An 18008-nucleotide genomic window follows, 5' to 3' on the forward strand; every position below is an offset into this window, starting at 1 on the left:
TTCCTCCTGACGTCGCCACCAATCTGTGGCCGACGTACTGGTTGAAAGTGGCGGGGAGCAACGCCCCCGCCGGAGCTTGCGGGGTGGTGCTTAGGCAGCCAGATCGGCAGCGGTCTTGCCGACGATGGACTCGTCTTCCGCTTCCATGATGCCGAATTCCATCAGCAGGTCTTCCAGCTCTTCCATCTCGATCGGGGTCGGGATGACGAAGTTGGTGTTGTTGACGATCTTGTTGGCGAGCTGGCGATATTCGTCGGCCTGCTTGTGCTTCGGATCGTATTCGACCATCGTCATGCGGCGGATTTCAGCGTGCTGCACGGCGTTGTCACGCGGCACGAAGTGGATCATCGTGGTGCCGAGGCGGGAAGCCAGAGCCATGATCAGTTCGTCTTCGCGGTCGGTGTTGCGGGAGTTGCAAATCAGGCCGGCCAGACGGACACCGCCGGAGTTCGCGTACTTCACGATACCCTTGGAGATGTTGTTGGCAGCGTACATGGCCATCATTTCGCCGGAGCAGACGATGTAGATTTCCTGCGCCTTGTTTTCGCGGATCGGCATGGCGAAACCGCCGCAGACCACGTCACCCAGCACGTCGTAGAACACGAAGTCGAGGTCTTCGTCGTAGGCGCCTTCTTCTTCCAGGAAGTTGATGGCGGTGATCACACCACGACCGGCACAGCCGACGCCGGGTTCCGGGCCACCGGATTCAACGCACTTGACGCCGCCGAAACCGACGGAGAGGACGTCTTCCAGTTCGAGATCTTCCACGGAGCCAGCTTCAGCAGCCAGGTGCATCACGGTGGTCTGAGCCTTGCTATGCAGGATCAGGCGGGTGGAGTCGGCTTTCGGATCGCAGCCAACAATCATAACTTTCTTGCCGGATTCGGCCAGTGCCGCCACCAGATTCTGGGTGGTGGTGGACTTGCCGATCCCGCCTTTGCCGTAGATGGCGCATTGACGCAGTTTTGCCATGGTGTAATCTCCTTAGTCTGTCAGTCGATTTGCGAAGGAATCATTGAGAGTCGCACCTCACCTTCTGCATGTTGCGTGCCAGGTCGACTGGCAGACCGTAATCGATTGATTATTAGATGAAAAATGAAAATGTAGCGGCGCCGGTCAGCGTGGGGACATCCGACAATTCCCCTCTGCTTTGTAGGGGTAACGACAACGGGGCGAGCGCAAGCGAGACAAACCCGCACCCAGCTTCACTGCCGCGCGACGCCCGCCTGCCGATCAATCGCTGCAACCTGCCGGCCGTCGTCCTCGGCGGCCTGACTTACCAGCAACACCCCAGCCCCTTGTTGATCGACGGCGTCGCCGAACTGCATGCCGATCTTTTCCGCCGACTGAACGCGGTGCCGGCCGAGGCCCGGGCCGAGGTCTTCCGCGATTACCTGACCGTGCATTTCCGGCTGGAACGGCCGGAGGAAATCGGGTTCACAGGCCAGCGGAAGAGCCGGGCCAAGGCCAACTATGTGCGGATGATCCGCGGCTGGAGCTTCGATTCCGACAGCCGCGAGGGGGCGGTGCTCAAAGGCTGGGTCGAGTCGCGCTTCGGCCTGATGCCGCGCTACCACGGCCAGTCGCTGCGCGATCCATCGGGCGATGCCTACCGGCGCTATCTCGAAATGCGCTCGCAGGGGCTATATGGCACCAATGCGCTGGAGGCCCAGTTCGACCTGGTCTACGCCTATTGCCAGCTCGACCTGGCGCTGCGCCACCCGGGTGCCCGGCACGTCACGCTGTATCGCGGCGTCAACCGGATGGCCGACCATGAAGTACTGGAAAAAGGCGAGGGCGGTCGCTACGTCATCCTGCTCAACAACCTCAGTTCCTTTACCTGCAGCCGCGAGCGAGCCTGCGAGTTCGGCGACTACATCCTTGCGGTCAACGTGCCGCTGAGCAAGATTTTCTTCTACTGCGGCCTGCTGCCCGGCGTGCTGCAGGGCGAGGACGAGTTTCTGGTCATCGGCGGCGTCGTCGATGTCACATTGTCGACAATCTGACGACTGCCGGGGTCGGGCGCTGACTGGCGCGAATCATGCATAATTTCCGGCATGCCTTCTGAAATCAGCAATCCCGTCCAGCGCGTCGTCAAGATCCGGCGCGACTACAACACCTGGGTCGCCAGCGAAACGCTGGAGGATTACGCCCTGCGCTTCACGCCGCGCAGCTTCCGCAAGTGGTCGGAAATGCGCGTCGCCAACACCGCCTTCGGCGCTGCCTCCTTCCTGGTGCTGGAAGCGGTCGGCGCCACCATGCTGGTCAACGCCGGTTTCATCAATGCCTTCTGGGCCATTCTGGCGACCGGCCTGATCATCTTCCTGATCGGCCTGCCGATCAGCCAGACCGCCGCCAAACACGGGCTGGACATGGATCTGCTGACGCGCGGCGCCGGTTTCGGCTACATCGGCTCGACCATCACCTCGCTGATCTACGCCAGCTTCACCTTCATCTTCTTCGCGCTCGAAGCGGCCATCATGGCCTACGCGCTCGAACTCGCCTTCCGCATCCCGCCGGCCTGGGGTTACCTGATCTGCGCCCTGGTCGTCATTCCGCTGGTCACCCACGGCGTCACCGCGATCAGTCGCCTGCAGGCGTGGACGCAGCCGCTCTGGCTCGGCCTGCTGGTCCTGCCCTACGCCTTTGTCTTCGTCGAGGAGCCGCAGGCGCTGGCCGGTCTGTGGCAATACGCCGGCCAGAACGGGGAGGGCGGCCGCTTCGATCCGCACCTCTTTGGTGCGGCGCTGACCGTCGGCATCGCGCTGGTCACGCAAATGGGCGAGCAGGTCGATTACCTGCGCTTCATGCCGGAAAAGACCGCCGCCAATCGCCGCCGCTGGTGGTTCGGCGTCGTCGTCGGCGGGCCGGGCTGGATCGTGCCCGGCATCCTGAAAATGCTCGGCGGCGCGCTGCTCGCCTGGCTGGCGCTGCGCAATGCGGTGCCGGCCGACAAGGCGGTCGATCCGAACCAGATGTACCTGATCGGCTTTTCGCACGTCTTCGACAACACGACGCTGGCCATCGCCGCCACCGTGCTCTTCGTCGTCGTTTCGCAACTGAAGATCAACGTCACCAACGCCTACGCCGGCTCCTTGGCCTGGTCCAACTTCTTCGCCCGGCTGACGCACAGCCACCCGGGGCGCGTCGTCTGGGTCGTCTTCAATACGCTGATCGCCTTGCTGCTGATGGAGCTCGACGTCTTCCGGGCGCTCGGCCAGGTCCTCGGCCTCTATTCCAACATCGCCATTTCGTGGATGGCGGCGGTGGTTGCCGATCTCGTCATCAACAAGCCGCTCGGCCTGTCGCCGCCGGGCATCGAGTTCAAGCGCAGCAACCTCTATGACATCAACCCGGTCGGCGTCGGCGCCATGGGCATCGCCTCGCTGCTGTCGATCGGCGCTTTCGTCGGGCTGTTCGGGACCGGCATCCAGCCTTACGCCTCTTTCGTCGCACTGTTCTCGGCCTTGCTGATTTCGCCGCTGATCGCCTGGGCGACCGGCGGCCGCTACTATCTGGCCCGGCCGGCGGCGACTCCGGCGGTCAACGCCCAGAAATGCGTGATTTGCGAACGCGACTACGAAGGCGAGGACATGGCGCATTGCCCGGCCTACCAGGGCGCCATCTGTTCGCTGTGCTGTTCGCTCGATGCGCGCTGCCACGACCTGTGCAAGCCGGAAGCCAATCTGACGGCGCAATGGAATACCGTCCTCCGCCGCCTGCTGCCGGCGCCGGTTCTGCCTTACCTGGAGACCGGCCTCGGCCACTATCTGATGCTGATGACCGGCATCGTGCCGGTTCTCGCCCTGGTCCTCGGCGTGTTGTACACGCACGAACTGCTCGCCCTCGGCGCTGAGCAGACGCTGCTGATCAGCGCGCTGCAGGACAGTTTCATCAAGGCTTTTGCCGCCTTGCTGCTGTTGTCCGGCGTCGCCGCCTGGTGGATGGTGCTGACCCAGCAGAGCCGGCAAGTGGCGCAGGAAGAATCGAACCGCCAGACGCAGTTGCTGATGCAGGAAATCGAATCGCACCAGCGCACCGACGAAGCGTTGCAAAAGGCCAAGCTGGTCGCCGAGCAGGCCAACCAGGCGAAGAGCCGCTACATCACGGCGATCAGCCACGAGCTGCGGACGCCACTGAACAGCATTCTCGGCTACGCGCAGATTCTCGACGCCGACGAAACCGTTCCGCCGCATCGCAAGCAGGCGGTCAGCGTCATCCGCAAATCGGGCGACCATCTGCTGTCGGTCATCGAAGGCACCCTCGACATCGCCCGCATCGAGGGCGGCAAGCTGACGCTGGACGTCAAGGCACTCGATTTCCCCGATTTCATGCAGCAGATCGTCGGCATGTTCGAACTGCAGGCGCGCAACAAGGGCTTGTCCTTCGACTACCAGCCGACCGGCGAACTGCCGGCCGTGGTGCGGGCCGACGAGAAGCGGCTGCGCCAGATCCTGATCAATGTGCTGGGCAATGCCATCAAATTCACCGTGCGCGGCGGCGTCGGCTTCAAGGTCGAGTGCCGGCGGGAAATGGCGGTTTTCGAAATCCGCGACAGCGGCCCCGGCATCCCGGCCGCCGACCTCGACCGCATCTTCGAGCCCTTCGTCCGCGGCAGCACGGTGCAGGCCGGCGGCAGCGGCGTCGGCCTGACCATCGCCCGCATGCTGACCGACCTGATGGGCGGCGAGATGCAGGTCACCAGCACGCCGGGCGAGGGCACGCTGTTCCGCATCCGGCTCTTCCTGCCGCAGGTCCATTCGGCGCAGGCGGCGCGCGAACTGCCGAAACTCAACCGGGTCGGCTACGTCGGCGTGCGCCAGCGCATCCTGGTCGTCGATAACGAAAAGGTCGATCGCGACATGCTGCAGAGCGTGCTCGACCCGCTCGGCTTCATCGTCGAACAGGCGGCCAGCGGCTACGAGGCGCTGCAGGTCATCCCGCGCTTCGCGCCGCACCTGGTCTTCATGGATCTCGGCATGCCCGGCATCGACGGCTGGGAAACGATCCGGCGCATTCGCCGGCAGCAGTTGAGCCAAGCCCACATCGCCGTGCTCTCGGCCAATGCTTTCGACAAGGGGCTGGAGAACGATGCCGGCGTCGCCGCCGAGGACTTCATCGTCAAGCCGCTACGCGTCCATGAACTGCTCGACTGGATCGGCCGCAAGCTCGGCCTGCAATGGGTGGCGGCCGATGCGCCAGTGCCGCCGCCAGCCCCGGCTGAGCCGCCGCCGCTGGTGGCGCCGGGCAGCGAACACCTGGCGGCGCTCGACGAGCTGATCGGCCTCGGCTACCTGCGCGGCATGCTGACCAAGCTGGCCGAAATCGAACGTCTGGACCCGAAACATGGCGAATTTGTCCGTGTGCTGCGCGATCTGGCGCGACAATTCCAGTTCGATGCCATGAAGGAAATTCTCAGGAAAATGAGCCATGCCAACCGTTGACCGCAGCCAACCGCCGATGCCCCTCGGCCACAGCATTTCGGACATCGTCCTGATCGTCGATGACATTCCGGAGAACCTCTCGCTGTTGCACGATGCGCTCGATGAAGCCGGCCATACCGTGCTCGTCGCCACCAACGGCGAATCGGCGCTGCAGCGCGCCCGGCAGAGCCTGCCCGACGTCATCCTGCTCGATGCGCTGATGCCGGGCATGGACGGCTTCGAGGTGGCGCGTCGGCTGAAGGCCGATTTCGCGACCCAGCACATTCCCATCGTCTTCATGACCGGGCTGACCGAAACCGAGCACGTCGTCGCCGCCTTCGCGGCCGGCGGCGCCGATTACGTCACCAAGCCGATCCGCCCGCCGGAAGTGCTGGCCCGCATCGCCGCCCACATGCAGAACGCCCGTCAGATGAAGCAGGCACGGAGTGCGCTCGATGCCTTCGGCCAGGCCACGGTGGCGGTACGGGCCGCCGACGGCAAGCTGGTCTGGCAGACACCGCTGGCCAGGAAACTGCTCAAGGCCTACTTCGCCAACCCGGAGGAAGTGGCGCCGGAAGAGCTGCTGCAGTGGATCGCCAGCGCCAACCTGGCCCGCCGCGACAGCCGCGAGCCGAATACCCTGCTGGTCGCCGAGGGCAACCGCCGGCTACTGGCTTCCTTCCACGACCAGACCGGCGATGACGAGTGGCTGGTCGTGCTGCGCGAGGAAAACGACGCCTCGGCCATCGAATCGCTGATCGCCGCCTTCCGGCTGACCCAGCGCGAGGCCGAAGTGCTTTACTGGGTGGTGCAGGGCAAGACCAGCAACGACATCGGCGACATCCTCGGCAACAGCCCGCGCACGGTGAACAAGCACCTGGAGCATGTTTTCGAGAAGCTCGGCGTCGAAACGCGCACCGCGGCGGCCAATCTGGCGATGAGCAAGATGCGTGGCAATTAAAGGGGTGATTGCGAAGAATAATGTTTGTAGGGGCCGGATATGGCTCAGCATTCTGGGCGCCTGTTTTTCGGCCTTTGCGGACCTTGAGACTCACTTGGTTCTACGTCAACAATGGCTACGACAACTGACGTTGAGCCACCGCAATGAATTGGCTTCTTGTAGGTACTATCCGCTATGCAAAATTGCCTGGCCATGCTTCCCTCCTACATAGAGCAGATCCCGTGACGACGATGCAATACACAGAGAACACGCTATGAAGACCACAATACTTGGTGCTGGTGCAGTCGGCTGCTTTTATGGCGGAATGCTGGCTCGCGCTGGACGGGAGGTTGTCCTGATTGGCCGCGCTGTCCATATCGAAGCTATTCGTTGCGGCGGGTTGCGCATGCAAACGCAAAGTTTTGACGAACAGGTGCTGGTTTCCGCCTTTACTAATGCTGCTGCTGTCGCTGGTTCAAAGTTGGTACTTTGCTGTGTCAAATCAAACGATACTTTGCAAGCAGCCAAAGACATGGCTCCCCATCTCGACCCTGACGCGATCGTGTTGAGCCTGCAAAATGGCTACGACAACGCCGAACGCCTCCAGAAGTCCCTCGGTCGGCTTGTATATCCGGCCGTTGTTTATGTCGCCACCGAAATGGCCGGCCCCGGACATCTACGTCATCACGGACGCGGCGAACTGGTCATTGGTCAATTTGCCGGGAGTTCAGAGGTTGTCGCCGAATTTGCACTCGCAGGCGTCCCTGTGAGTGTCTCCGACAATGTGGCCGGTCAACTCTGGGCAAAACTGATTATCAATTGCGCCTATAACGGGCTCTCCGCGATAACGCAAATGCCCTACGGACAGATTGTCGCCGGGGATGGGATGAGAGAGGTCATCGACGACGTCGTCAATGAATGCCTGGAAGTTGCCAAGGCCGACGGGGTGAGCGTGCAGAATGACATTCGTTCCGCCGTAGCCGGCATTGCGCAATCGATGGCCACGCAAATTTCTTCAACTGCTCACGATGTCGCGCGTGGCCGGCTAAGCGAAATCGATTACATCAATGGATATGTCGTGCGCCGGGCGGCGATTCATGGAATCCGGACGCCAGCTAATCGCACCATCCTTGCCTTGGTAAAGCTACTCGAACAACGTAACGCAGAATCAAAATCACTCATTTAAAACCGGCGACTCCGGAATTTTGTGTAAAGCAACCTTTGCTTACCGTATCGACGAGAGACTGCTTAGGCCGAAATTCGGCCTCATCCCGGCGACAACGAGCTGGACCTCGGTCAAAGTGGTCAGTGGGAGTGGTTCAATTAAGTGGCCGGTGTCGTACTGGTTTCTGCCGTTGAATCGGCATACCATTTGAATAGGCGCAACCGTTACTTTCGAATGAGTACTCCTCCCCTAATCTGGCCAGCCAGCTATTCCAAATAGCGGTCGTCTTACCAAACTCAGGTTCAGCGAATTGAACTGCTTCAAACTGCCGTTGGCGGCCTCACCCTGTAGGCTATGACCTGCTGATGGTAATGCACCGACTTAATTGCATTCAACACTCTTGCGTAGTGAATTTTTGTGCTCCACCAAGGCCTTCCTTAAGCAATTCATCAAGGAAAGCTTGAGCCGGTATCGAGAGAATCTTGCTGCTTAGGTGCACCACGTTCCACGCCTGCTTGAGCGGGAATCCTTCAACCGCGAGGATAGCCAGGCCATACCGTGCGAAATCATTGCCCAGCGCGTGGCGCGAGAGAACGGACAATCCCATGCCGCTAGCGACCAAATCGCGAATAGCCTCATTACTGGCGAGTGCGAGACGCACTTTGAGCTTCATGCCAAGCGCCTGCATGTGCTGATCGATAACGTGACGTGACCCGGAACCAGGTTCGCGCAGAAGAAATGCTTCGCTGGCCAGTTCCTGAATGGAAACCGGCTTGCCGACCGACCAATGGGTATTCGGGGCAATGACGACATACTCGTTATCAAGAAAGGGAAGTCTAACGATATCCAGATCATCGGGTGGATAGGACATCACGTAGAGATCGTCCTGATTGTTGCGCAGGCGCTCGACGATTTTTGCACGATTGGCGATCTCCAGTTCGATATCAATATCTGGATAGCGCTGGCAAAAGGCGCCCAGCATGCGGGGGAGGAAATATTTGGCGGTGGTGACCAAGGCGACACGCAATTTGCCACGCTTCAGCCCTTTCAACTCGTCGACTGCCGACTCGAATCGATTCCAAATGTCATCGAGGCTGCGCACCGTCTTGAGCAACTCCTCGCCAGCAGGAGTTAATGCAATATCGCGCCCAGTCTGCTCGAAAAGGGGCAGGCCGATGGTGTCGGCAATCTGCTTGATCTGTATCGAGACAGCGGGTTGCGTCAGGTGCAGGGCATCTGCCGCTTTGGTGAAGCTGTTCAGCCGGGAGACAGCAGCAAAGGTTTCCAGCTGGCGAAAGGTAATGCGGCGACGTGGCATATAAGTCCTGACAAATTCAAAGGCGCTGACTCTTTAATTGGATTTTATATGCTTGGGTAACGATAGTGGAATTGTAGTCACAGCAAATTTCGAACAAGCCTTTGAAGGAGATCTGAAGTGCGCAAATACAGCAACAATAGTCCCGAAGCTGGCGCCCGTGTGGTGGCGCTGGCATTGATGGCCGACGGTGCAATTGATCGCAGTGAAATCCTGCTGCTTGAGCGCCAGAACGTGGTCGGTCGGCTTGGCCTCGACGATGAGCAGTTCGACTCGATCTACTACGAATACTGCACGGACATGCTGGCCAGCGCCAACCGCAGTGCGTCAGGCTTGCTCGAACTCGATGAGCACCGCATCACCGCCTTGCTGGACGAAATCAGTGATCCCGGTCTGCAGAAGAAACTCATGCGCATCATGCTCGAAATCGTCAATGCCGATCATCGCCTGACTGCCGGCGAAGCCTCATTGATTGCGCTGGCACTCGAGCGCTGGGGAATCGATTTGTGCGGGATGATCGAGTCGTCCAGCCCACGCCATTGTCCGCCAATGGAAACGCCGATCTATCGCGGCTCGACAGCTTGTAACAGCGAAGGAAGCCACCATGTTGCTACTGGATAGACTGCCGACCAATCCTGCTGCAACGGTCGTAGGCAGTGGCGTTCTCCGTGAATTCGTCATGCGCCAGGAAAGACCGGCCCGCGACCAACGAGTCGATCTGCCGGAGATACAGGAATCCTTCCGCGTCAGTTTCAGCGATGCCGCGTTGGCAGCATCCGCTGAAGGCGCACGAAGCGTTTTACAAAAAGCCCGGCCGAGTAATGAACAGAGTGCGAGAGAACTGCAGCTGCGCTCCTATCTGGCGATTGCCGCCTTATGAAATGCGCGCCTGGCAACACATAAGTTTCTACAAATGATTTTTAACAATTTATTTGATTGGATTAAATATCCAGATGCGATCACAGTGACTACGTCCCCACAGCAAAGGGGCGAATCAGAAACACCAACCCGACTTTCAAGGAGATTCATAATGCGTCACTACCCTTCCGACAGCCCTGAAGCCATGGGCCGCCTTATTGCTCTGACCCTGATGGCTGACGGCGCCATCGACGCGAGCGAATTGAGGCAACTCGACCACACCGACACCGTTCGCCGCCTGGGTCTCAGCCAAGCCAGTTTCGATAAGGTGATCCATGAGCTTTGCGACGACATGCTGAGCAGCGCCCATCGAACCCCGGCCGGACACCTCGAACTCGATGTGAAGGGCATTGACCTTCTGCTCGCCGAAGTTCAGCACCCCTTGCTGCAAAAACAGCTTCTGCGCATGATGCTCGATGTCGTCAATGCCGACAGCGAACTGTCCGGTGGTGAAGCTGTCCTGGTTTCCGAGGCCATGAAGTTCTGGGAAATCGACCTCCACGAAGTCGCTGACAGCTCGGTTCCAACCCTGCGCATGCGGTCTCAGCGTCGATTTGAGCCCACCCATGCCTGACTGCTGAACAGCTCCGGATCTTTGTAGTCCGGATCGAATACAAGGGGGAGTAGCTCTCCGCCGCGGCGTCGTCAGCACGGAATGATTCATCGGTTCCCGGCGTCACGGGTGGTTCTGGCAACAGGGCCGCGAGCAAGACCTTTGCAGCTCCGCAGGCGTGGCGTATAAAAATGCACACGCACGGCGCTGACCCAAGGTTTTACTGACAGGGAGAGAATTCTCATGGAAACAATCGGCACATGGTGGATGTGGGCCGGGTTTTTAGTCATCGTCCTCATCATGCTCGCCATCGACCTTTTCGTCGTCGGCGGCAGCAAGCAACATCGCGTCACGCTCAAGGAAGCGGCCACCTGGTCAGGCATCTGGGTCGGCGTCTCCTTCCTCTTCGCCGGTGCCCTGTGGTGGTACCTCGACGGCACGGCCGGGCGGGAACTGGCCAATCAGAAAACGCTGGAGTACATCACCGGCTACCTCATCGAGAAATCGCTGGCCATCGACAATGTCTTTGTCTGGCTCATGCTCTTCAGCTTCTTCGCCATACCGCTCGAACTCCAGAAGCGCGTGCTCATCCTCGGCGTGCTCGGCGCCATCGTCATGCGTACCGTCATGATCTTCGCCGGCGTCTGGCTCATCACCCAGTTCCACTGGCTGCTCTATGTATTCGGCGCCTTCCTCCTGATCACCGGCATCAAGATGTGGTGGTTCGCCGACGAAACACCGGACCTCGCCAACAATCCGGCCATCCAATGGATACGCCGGCACATGAAGGTGAGCGACGAACTGCATGGCGAGCGCTTCTTCATCATGAAGGAAGAAGCCGGCAAGCTCGTGCGCTACGCCACACCGCTGTTCCTCGTTCTGGTCCTCGTCGAGATCACCGACCTGATCTTCGCGGTCGACTCGATTCCGGCCATCTTTGCGATCACCACCGACCCGTTCATCGTGCTGACCTCGAACATCTTCGCCATCCTCGGCCTGCGCGCCATGTACTTCCTGCTCGCCGACATGGCCGAACGCTTCTCGCTACTCAAGTACGGGCTGGCCATTGTCCTCATGTTCATCGGCGTCAAGATGGTGCTCATTGACCTCTTCAAGATTCCGGTAGCAGTCTCGCTCGGCGTGGTCGCAGCAATCATTGCCACATCAATCATTCTTTCCTTAAAAAAAGATGCCCGTTCCAAGGCGGCATTGGAAAAACGTGTCCTGTGACCACAGCCGATGCCTGCATGTGCATATCGAGATCTGAAACTCCATCTGTACGGCAAGCATTACGTTAGACCGGGGCGCAAGATGGGACATATGACGGTACTCGATAAAACGCTAGAGCGGCCTTGCCGGTTCGCGATGGAGGCGCGCGCGGCGATCGGAATCAGCGCCTGCCGTGATTGAGCCCGCCGTTCCGCGACCAGCGGCCAAAGACAAACTTTCAAACAGGACGAGCGATGAAATACTTATCTGAACTTTTCGAAAAGAACCGTGTGTGGTCGCTGCAACAATTGCAGGAAGATCCCGATTACTTCCAGCGCTTAGTCAAGCAACAGGCCCCGAAATACCTCTGGATCGGTTGCTCCGACAGCCGTGTGCCGGCCAACCAGATCACTGGCCTGAATCCGGGCGAGGTATTTGTCCACCGCAACATCGCCAATGTAATCGTGCACACCGACCTCAACTGCCTCTCGGTAGTGCATTACGCCATCCAGGTCCTCAAGGTGCAGCATGTCATCGTCTGCGGCCACTACGGCTGCGGCGGCGTGCGCGCAGCCCTTGATGGGCAGTCTAATGGAATGATCGACAACTGGCTGAGGCACATTGAGGATGTGCGCGACCGACATGCTGATCTGCTGGAGAACACTCCAGACTACGACAGCAAATGGGCAAAACTGTGCGAACTCAATGTGATTGAACAAGTACGCAATCTGGCCCGGACAACACCTGTCAGTGACGCCTGGAAATCCGGTCAGGAGTTGTTTTTGCATGGCTGGATCTATGGCTTACGAGATGGTCGCCTAATTGATCTGGAAATGAGCGCCCTAAGTCGAGACGAGTTGGAACTGGCATACGCCAAGGCATTAAGCAACACGGTTATTGACCACATCGGACGTTGAAAAGGTGAATTCTGGGTCGTCGGCCAATGGCCGGAATAGACACGGAGTACCCATTCGCCAGAATGGAAAGCTGTCGTTCGCGACCTGTCAAGGCTGAACGGCAGCTAACCAGCGGGTTGCTGTCTGACTGAGCACCTCCGCCCAATGATCGCAAAGGCCGAATAGCTGAATATTGAAAATTAAAAAGCCCGGCATTTGCCGGGTCTTGTTTATTTGAATGCCCGACAGACTTTATTGTTTCCGGCCAGCGGCAACTGAAGGCTGCCCTGGCAGCCCTCGTCAGTCAGGCTCAGCCGGCGAGGGCGGCGCTGACCAGATCGCGTGCTTCGCCGACCAGTTGTTGTAGGTGTACCTCGCTCTTGAAGCTCTCGGCGTAGATCTTGTAGATGTCTTCGGTGCCGGACGGGCGGGCGGCGAACCAGCCGTTTTCCGTCGTCACCTTTAGGCCGCCGATCGGCGCGTCGTTGCCAGCGGCGCGCGTCAGGCGGGCGGTGATTGTTTCGCCGGCCAGCGTCGCGGCGCTGACCCGGTCGCCGGTCAACTGCTTGAAAGCGGCCTTTTCGGCCGGGCTGGCGGCGGCGTCGATACGCAGGTAGTGCGGCGTGCCGTAGCGCTCGGCGAGGTCCAGATAGTGGCGGCCCGGGTCGCGACCTGTGACGGCGGTGATTTCGGCGGCGAGCAGGCCGAGGATGATGCCGTCCTTGTCGGTCGTCCATGCCGTGCCGTCGCGGCGCAGGAAGCTGGCGCCGGCACTTTCCTCGCCGCCGAAGCAGATGCTGCCGTCGAGCAGGCCGGCCGAGAACCACTTGAAGCCGACCGGCACTTCGAGCAGGCGGCGTTCCAGGCCATTGACGACGCGGTCGATCAGGCCGCTCGAGACCAGCGTCTTGCCGACCGCCGCGTTGCGCGGCCAGTGTTGCCGGTGGGTCAGCAGGTAGTTGATCGCCACCGCCAGGTAATGGTTCGGGTTCATCAGGCCGAGCGAGGGCGTGACGATGCCGTGGCGGTCGACGTCGGCGTCGTTGCCCCAGGCGATGTCGAAGCGATCTTTCAGCGCGACCAGGCCGGCCATCGCGTACGGGCTGGAACAATCCATGCGGATCTTGCCGTCATGGTCGAGCGACATGAAGGCGAAGGCCGGATCGACCGCGGTATTGACGACCTCGATGTTCAGACCGTACATCTCGGCAATCGGCTGCCAGTAGGCGACGGCTGCGCCACCCATGGGATCGACGCCGATGCGGAGGCCAGCCCGGCGAATGCTCTCCATGTCGATGACGCTGCCCAGTTCGGAAATGTACGGTTTCATCAGGTCGACCGCATGGGTCGTCGCGGCGGCCAGCGCCTGGCTATACGGCAGCTGCTTGACGCCCTTGTTGCCGTCGGCCATCAGCGCATTGGCGCGCTGTTCGATCCAGCCGGTGACATCGGTGTCGGCCGGGCCGCCGTGCGGCGGGTTGTACTTGATGCCGCCATCCTGCGGCGGGTTGTGCGAAGGCGTGATGACGATGCCGTCGGCCCGTTCGGCGGTGGCGTCGGCATTGTGGGCGAGGATGGCGCGCGAGATGACCGGCGTCGGCGTGTAGCCGCCGTTGGCCTGCAGATGGGTCAGCACGCCATTGGCGGCGAGCACTTCGAGGGCACTTTGCTGGGCGGGGGCGGAGAGGGCGTGGGTGTCCATGCCGAGAAACAGCGGGCCGCGAATGCCGGCCTGGGCGCGGTATTCGGCGACAGCCTGGGTGATGGCGAGGATGTGCGCCTCGTTGAAACTGCCGTTGAAGGCTGAGCCGCGATGGCCGCTGGTGCCGAAGGCGACGCGCTGGGTCGGCCGGCTGACGTTGGGCTGCGTGCGGTAAGCCGCGAGCAGCGCGGGAATGTCGGTCAGGCTGGTCAGGGGGGCCGGCTGGCCGGCGAGAGGGTGAGCCATCGGTAATCTCTTTCGTTGAAGCAGGGCGTAGCCTGGGGCGGCCGACATGGTGCGGGTTTTGTATTCCATTGGCAAGACTGTCGGCGCACTTGGCCGAGCCGATCAGCCGCGACCGGAGCTGGTGTTCAGCAGCAGGTCGCTCTTGGGAAACACTGAAATATTGGTCATCCCCGCGAAAGCGGGGATCCAGTTCGTTGATTTTTCTGGATTCCCGCCTTCGCGGGAATGACATATTTGAATAAATCAGCGTTTCCCTTGGTCGTCGGATCGGTTGTTCGGCTCGGCTGGCAGCGCAGGTTGATGGTCAGCACGGCGGTCAGCAGGCAGGCGGCGCCCAGGTTGTGGCCGACGGCCAGGGCCAGCGGCAGCGACCACTGCACATTGGCGATACCCAGTCCGATCTGCAGGCCGAGCAGACCATAGAGCAGCGCCGCCCAAACTTGCCATTGACGGCAGCCGGTTTTGACCAGCACCGCGCCCAGGGCGCCGACGGCGAGTAGTACGGCGAGGGCGCCGAGGCGGTGGCTCCAGTGAATGGCAGTCAGCGCCGCGCCGGAAATCTGGTTGCCGTCGGCGCTCTGGCCCAACTCGCGGTGCAGGCTGAAGGCCTGGCCGAAATCCATGGTTGGTCGCCATTGGCCCTGGCACTGCGGAAAGTCCGGGCAGGCGAGGGCGGCGTAATTGCTGCTGACCCAGCCGCCGAGGGCGATCTGGCCGACAACGACCGCGAGGGCGAGGGCCGCGCTCAGGCGGAGGGCGGCTCTGGTCGGCGGCCTGGCTGCGCCGGCCTGACTGCGCAGCAGCAGGGCGACCAGCAGGGCCAGCGTTGTCATGCCGCCGAGCAGATGCAGCGTGACGATCAGCGGTTTCAGTTGCAGGATCACCGTCCACATGCCGAGCGCCGCTTGCAGGCCGACGATGCCGAGCAGCAGCGTCGGCAGGGCCGGCGACTGCCGCTGGCGAAACTCGGCGCGCCAGGAGAGCAGGCAGAGGGCGAGGATGAGCAGGCCCAGTGTGCCGGCGCAATAGCGATGAATCATCTCCTTCCATGCCTTGCCGGTATCGATTGCCTGCTGCGGAAAGGCCTGGCTGGCCGCCAATTGTTCGTGCGCCGCCTCGGGCACACCGAGCCAATGCCCGTAGCAGCCCGGCCAGTCCGGGCAGCCGAGGCCGGCATCGGACAGGCGGACGTAGGCGCCAAGGCCGATGACGATGACGGCGAGCAGCGTCGCGGCAAGCAGCAGGCGGCGGTAGAGGCGCATGGGGTTCAGAAGACGATCAGGCGGTCGGCGAACAGCGCGGCGAAGAGCAGGGTCAGGTAGAGGATGGAGTAGCGGAAGGTACGGCGGGCCAGTCCATCGCTGTAATTGCGGCAGAGGGCGATGGCGTAGCCGAGGAAGACGAGGTCGAGCAGGCTGATGGCGATCAGGTAGAGCGTCCCGCTCATGCCGAGCGAGACCGGAATCAGGCTGGCGGCGGCGAGCATCACGGTGTACCAGAGGATGTGCTGGCAGGTGAAGGCGATGCCGTGCGTCACCGGCAGCATCGGCAGGCCGGAGCGGGCGTAGTCGTCGCGCCGGTAGCAGGCCAGCGCCCAGAAGTGCGGCGGCGTCCACAGGAAGATGATCAGGAAGAGGACCAGCGGCTCGGCCGAGACCTGGCCGGTCATCGCCGTCCACCCGAGCAGCGGCGGCATCGCCCCGGAGGCGCCACCGATGACGATATTCATCGGCGTCGCCGGCTTGAGGATCAGGGTGTAGATGACGGTGTAGCCGACGAAGGTGGCCAGCGTCAGCCACATCGTCAGGTCGTTGATGTAGCTGTGCAGCAGCCAGAGACCGGCGGCACCGAGGGTGGTGGCCAGCGTGACGGTTTCCAGCGGCGAGATGTCGCCGCGCGCCGTTGCCCGCCAACTGGTGCGTGCCATCTTGGCATCGACGGTGCGTTCGACCAGGCAGTTCAGGGCGGCGGCAGCGAAGGAAACCAGCGCAATGCCGAGCGAGGCGACAGTGAAGCGCAGTAGCGGCGGGAAATCCGGCGTCGCCAGGCACATGCCGATCATCGCGGTGAACACGATCAGGCTGTTGACCCGCGGCTTGCACAGGTGGCTGAAGGCCGTCAGGCGTTGGCCGAAGGAGAGGCTTGGTGTGGCGACGGTGTGCATGATTATTCTCCCCGAAGGTGCTAAGCAGGCTCTGTCCTATTTGTCATTCCCGCGTAGGCGGGAATCCAGAAAATCAACAAACTGGATTCCCGCTTGCGCGGGAATGACGGTTTTTTTCGATCTGGACATGATCTAACCGGTCCAGGCAAATTTGAGCAGGCGGTCGAGGTCGGTGCGCACTTCCCGGGCGCTGACTTCGGCGGGGTAGGCGATGACCCGTCTGCCCAGCGGGTCGATGATGTACAGTGGCTCGTTGTTGCCCCCGGCCAGCCAGCCGGCCGGGGCGCCGAGGATCAGCAGGTCGGGCTGCTGCCGGCCGGCGGCGGCGAGTGCCGGGTCGCCGGCGCTATTGCTCAGCACGACGCGGCGCAGGCGGCCCATCTCCTTGTTCAGGGAAACCTGGATACGGCGCATTTCGTCGATCCGCTGGCTGCATTTCTGGTCACAGGGGCCGTCGACCGCAAGGATCAGCAGCCACTTGCCGTGCAGGTCGGCCGTTGGCAGGGGATGCCCGTCGCCGGTGAGCAGGCCGCTGGCCGGCAGGGCCAGCGGCGGCTCGAAGAGTTGCCCGTGCTGGATGGTCCGCGCCGGTTTCCAGCCGCCGAAATAGAGGCCGGCGGCGATGGCGAAAGGCAGCGCGAGCAGGCTGGCGACCAGGGCCAGCATCAAGCGGCCGTTGTGGCGGGGCGGGGGCAGGGTGGCGGCGGTCATGGCTTGCGGCTCAGGAAAAAGACCCAGATACCGAGGCTGGCGGCGGCGAAGCCGAACCATTGCAGGGCGTAGCTGCGGTGCCGGTCGGCTCGTTCGTCCGGACGCGGCCAGTCGCGGACGAAGCCGCCCGGTGCCGTGGCGTCGAGCTGGATGACGATGGGCGGCAGCGGGTAGGGCACGGCGGCGTGGAAACGTTCTAGATCGAGGTTCTGCCAGACCGCTGCCCAGCCGCTGGTCGGCTGCGGCGTCAGGTTGAAGAAGCGCTGGCTGGGCTGCACGGCGATGCCGGTCAGTTCGACCTCGCCGGCCGGCACTTCGGCGACCGGCAACAAACGGTGATCGGCCGGGGCCGGCAGCCAGCCGCGGTTGACCAGCACGTGCAGGTCGGAACCGGCCAGGTGGAGCGGGGTGATGACGTGGTAGCCAGCCTGTTCCCGATACAGGCGATTGTCGATCAGCACCTGGCGCGCGGCATCGTAGGTGCCGCGCAGCATGATCCGGTGGTGGCGCAGTGACTCGATATCGGCCGCATTGAGCAGGGTCATCGGCATGGCGATGGCGGCATCGTGGCTGCGGCTGTCCAACTCTGTTTGCAGGGCAGTCTTGGCCTCGGCCTTGCGCCATTGCCATAAGCCGAGCGAGATGAAGGCCGGCAATAGGAAGGCGAGCAGCAGGCCGCCGAGCAGCGCGACCTGTCGGCGGCTGGCCCTTGCCGCTCTGCCCGGCCGGCGCGCATACTGAGACACGGAAATTCCTTCGGAGGCGT

At 61.7% G+C, this 18008-nt stretch carries 17 protein-coding genes; 10 read left to right on the top strand and 7 right to left on the bottom strand.

Annotated features, from left to right (window positions below; translation table 11 throughout):
* Window positions 1-90: 90 nt before the first annotated feature.
* A complete protein-coding gene (gene nifH / locus GH663_RS05710) occupies window positions 91-972 on the bottom strand; it encodes a nitrogenase iron protein (protein WP_153130692.1) in 882 nt (293 codons plus the stop codon).
* Window positions 973-1088: 116 nt separating this feature from the next.
* Here nifH and GH663_RS05715 point away from each other — a divergent pair, with 116 nt between their 5' ends.
* The 4 genes from GH663_RS05715 to GH663_RS05730 all read left to right on the top strand — a co-directional run bounded on the left by GH663_RS05715 (window position 1089) and on the right by GH663_RS05730 (window position 7549).
* Window positions 1089-2006, top strand: a complete 918-nt coding sequence (locus tag GH663_RS05715) for an NAD(+)--dinitrogen-reductase ADP-D-ribosyltransferase (RefSeq protein WP_153130693.1) — start codon at window positions 1089-1091, stop codon at window positions 2004-2006.
* A 51-nt stretch (window positions 2007-2057) separates the two neighbouring features.
* Window positions 2058-5444 (top strand): hybrid sensor histidine kinase/response regulator, encoded by a 3387-nt coding sequence (locus GH663_RS05720; RefSeq protein ID WP_153130694.1) that lies wholly within the window; start codon window positions 2058-2060, stop codon window positions 5442-5444.
* Window positions 5431-6384: a response regulator transcription factor gene (locus tag GH663_RS05725; protein ID WP_246181505.1), complete on the top strand. Its 954-nt coding sequence runs from the start codon at window positions 5431-5433 to the stop codon at window positions 6382-6384. The genes GH663_RS05720 and GH663_RS05725 overlap by 14 nt, the downstream gene beginning before the upstream one ends.
* A 253-nt stretch (window positions 6385-6637) precedes the next feature.
* Window positions 6638-7549 (top strand): ketopantoate reductase family protein, encoded by a 912-nt coding sequence (locus tag GH663_RS05730; RefSeq protein WP_153130695.1) that lies wholly within the window; start codon window positions 6638-6640, stop codon window positions 7547-7549.
* A gap of 370 nt (window positions 7550-7919) precedes the next feature.
* Here the strand turns inward: GH663_RS05730 and GH663_RS05735 are convergent, their stop codons facing one another.
* Window positions 7920-8846, bottom strand: a complete 927-nt coding sequence (locus GH663_RS05735) for a LysR family transcriptional regulator (protein WP_153130696.1) — start codon at window positions 8844-8846, stop codon at window positions 7920-7922.
* 117 nt (window positions 8847-8963) lie between these two features.
* On the opposite strand from GH663_RS05735, the gene GH663_RS05740 reads away from it, so the two are divergent.
* The 6 genes from GH663_RS05740 (at window position 8964) to can (ending at window position 12440) form a co-directional block, all read left to right on the top strand.
* Window positions 8964-9464 carry a TerB family tellurite resistance protein gene (locus GH663_RS05740; RefSeq protein ID WP_153130697.1) on the top strand — a complete coding sequence of 167 codons (501 nt, stop codon included), beginning with the start codon at window positions 8964-8966 and terminating at the stop codon, window positions 9462-9464.
* Entirely contained in the window at window positions 9448-9723 is a 276-nt protein-coding gene (locus GH663_RS05745) for a hypothetical protein (RefSeq protein WP_153130698.1), read from the top strand. Before GH663_RS05740 ends, GH663_RS05745 begins: the two co-directional genes overlap by 17 nt.
* A 150-nt stretch (window positions 9724-9873) precedes the next feature.
* The gene (locus GH663_RS05750; RefSeq protein WP_153130699.1) at window positions 9874-10335 is read left to right on the top strand and encodes a hypothetical protein; all 462 of its coding nucleotides are present in this window, start codon (window positions 9874-9876) and stop codon (window positions 10333-10335) included.
* Window positions 10336-10557: 222 nt separating this feature from the next.
* Window positions 10558-11544 (top strand): TerC family protein, encoded by a 987-nt coding sequence (locus tag GH663_RS05755; RefSeq protein WP_153130700.1) that lies wholly within the window; start codon window positions 10558-10560, stop codon window positions 11542-11544.
* Between the two features lie 9 nt (window positions 11545-11553).
* On the top strand, window positions 11554-11724 hold the full coding sequence (locus GH663_RS20955) for a hypothetical protein (protein ID WP_170291344.1): 171 nt from the start codon (window positions 11554-11556) through the stop codon (window positions 11722-11724).
* Window positions 11725-11777: 53 nt separating this feature from the next.
* The gene (can, locus tag GH663_RS05760; protein WP_153130701.1) at window positions 11778-12440 is read left to right on the top strand and encodes a carbonate dehydratase; all 663 of its coding nucleotides are present in this window, start codon (window positions 11778-11780) and stop codon (window positions 12438-12440) included.
* Between the two features lie 289 nt (window positions 12441-12729).
* On the opposite strand, the gene pgm is transcribed toward can, so the two are convergent.
* From pgm to GH663_RS05785, 5 genes are all read right to left on the bottom strand, one after another.
* Window positions 12730-14367 (bottom strand): phosphoglucomutase (alpha-D-glucose-1,6-bisphosphate-dependent), encoded by a 1638-nt coding sequence (pgm, locus tag GH663_RS05765; RefSeq protein WP_153130702.1) that lies wholly within the window; start codon window positions 14365-14367, stop codon window positions 12730-12732.
* A gap of 164 nt (window positions 14368-14531) precedes the next feature.
* A complete protein-coding gene (locus tag GH663_RS05770; protein ID WP_153130703.1) occupies window positions 14532-15629 on the bottom strand; it encodes a COX15/CtaA family protein in 1098 nt (365 codons plus the stop codon).
* 5 nt (window positions 15630-15634) lie between these two features.
* On the bottom strand, window positions 15635-16531 hold the full coding sequence (gene cyoE, locus GH663_RS05775; RefSeq protein ID WP_153130704.1) for a heme o synthase: 897 nt from the start codon (window positions 16529-16531) through the stop codon (window positions 15635-15637).
* A 132-nt stretch (window positions 16532-16663) separates the two neighbouring features.
* Entirely contained in the window at window positions 16664-17242 is a 579-nt protein-coding gene (locus GH663_RS05780; RefSeq protein ID WP_153130705.1) for a redox-active disulfide-containing membrane protein, read from the bottom strand.
* The gene (locus GH663_RS05785; RefSeq protein ID WP_246181506.1) at window positions 17239-17988 is read right to left on the bottom strand and encodes an SURF1 family protein; all 750 of its coding nucleotides are present in this window, start codon (window positions 17986-17988) and stop codon (window positions 17239-17241) included. The genes GH663_RS05780 and GH663_RS05785 overlap by 4 nt, the downstream gene beginning before the upstream one ends.
* Window positions 17989-18008 lie beyond the last annotated feature (20 nt).

Source organism: Dechloromonas hortensis (assembly GCF_009469765.1).
Lineage (GTDB): Bacteria > Pseudomonadota > Gammaproteobacteria > Burkholderiales > Rhodocyclaceae > Azonexus > Azonexus hortensis.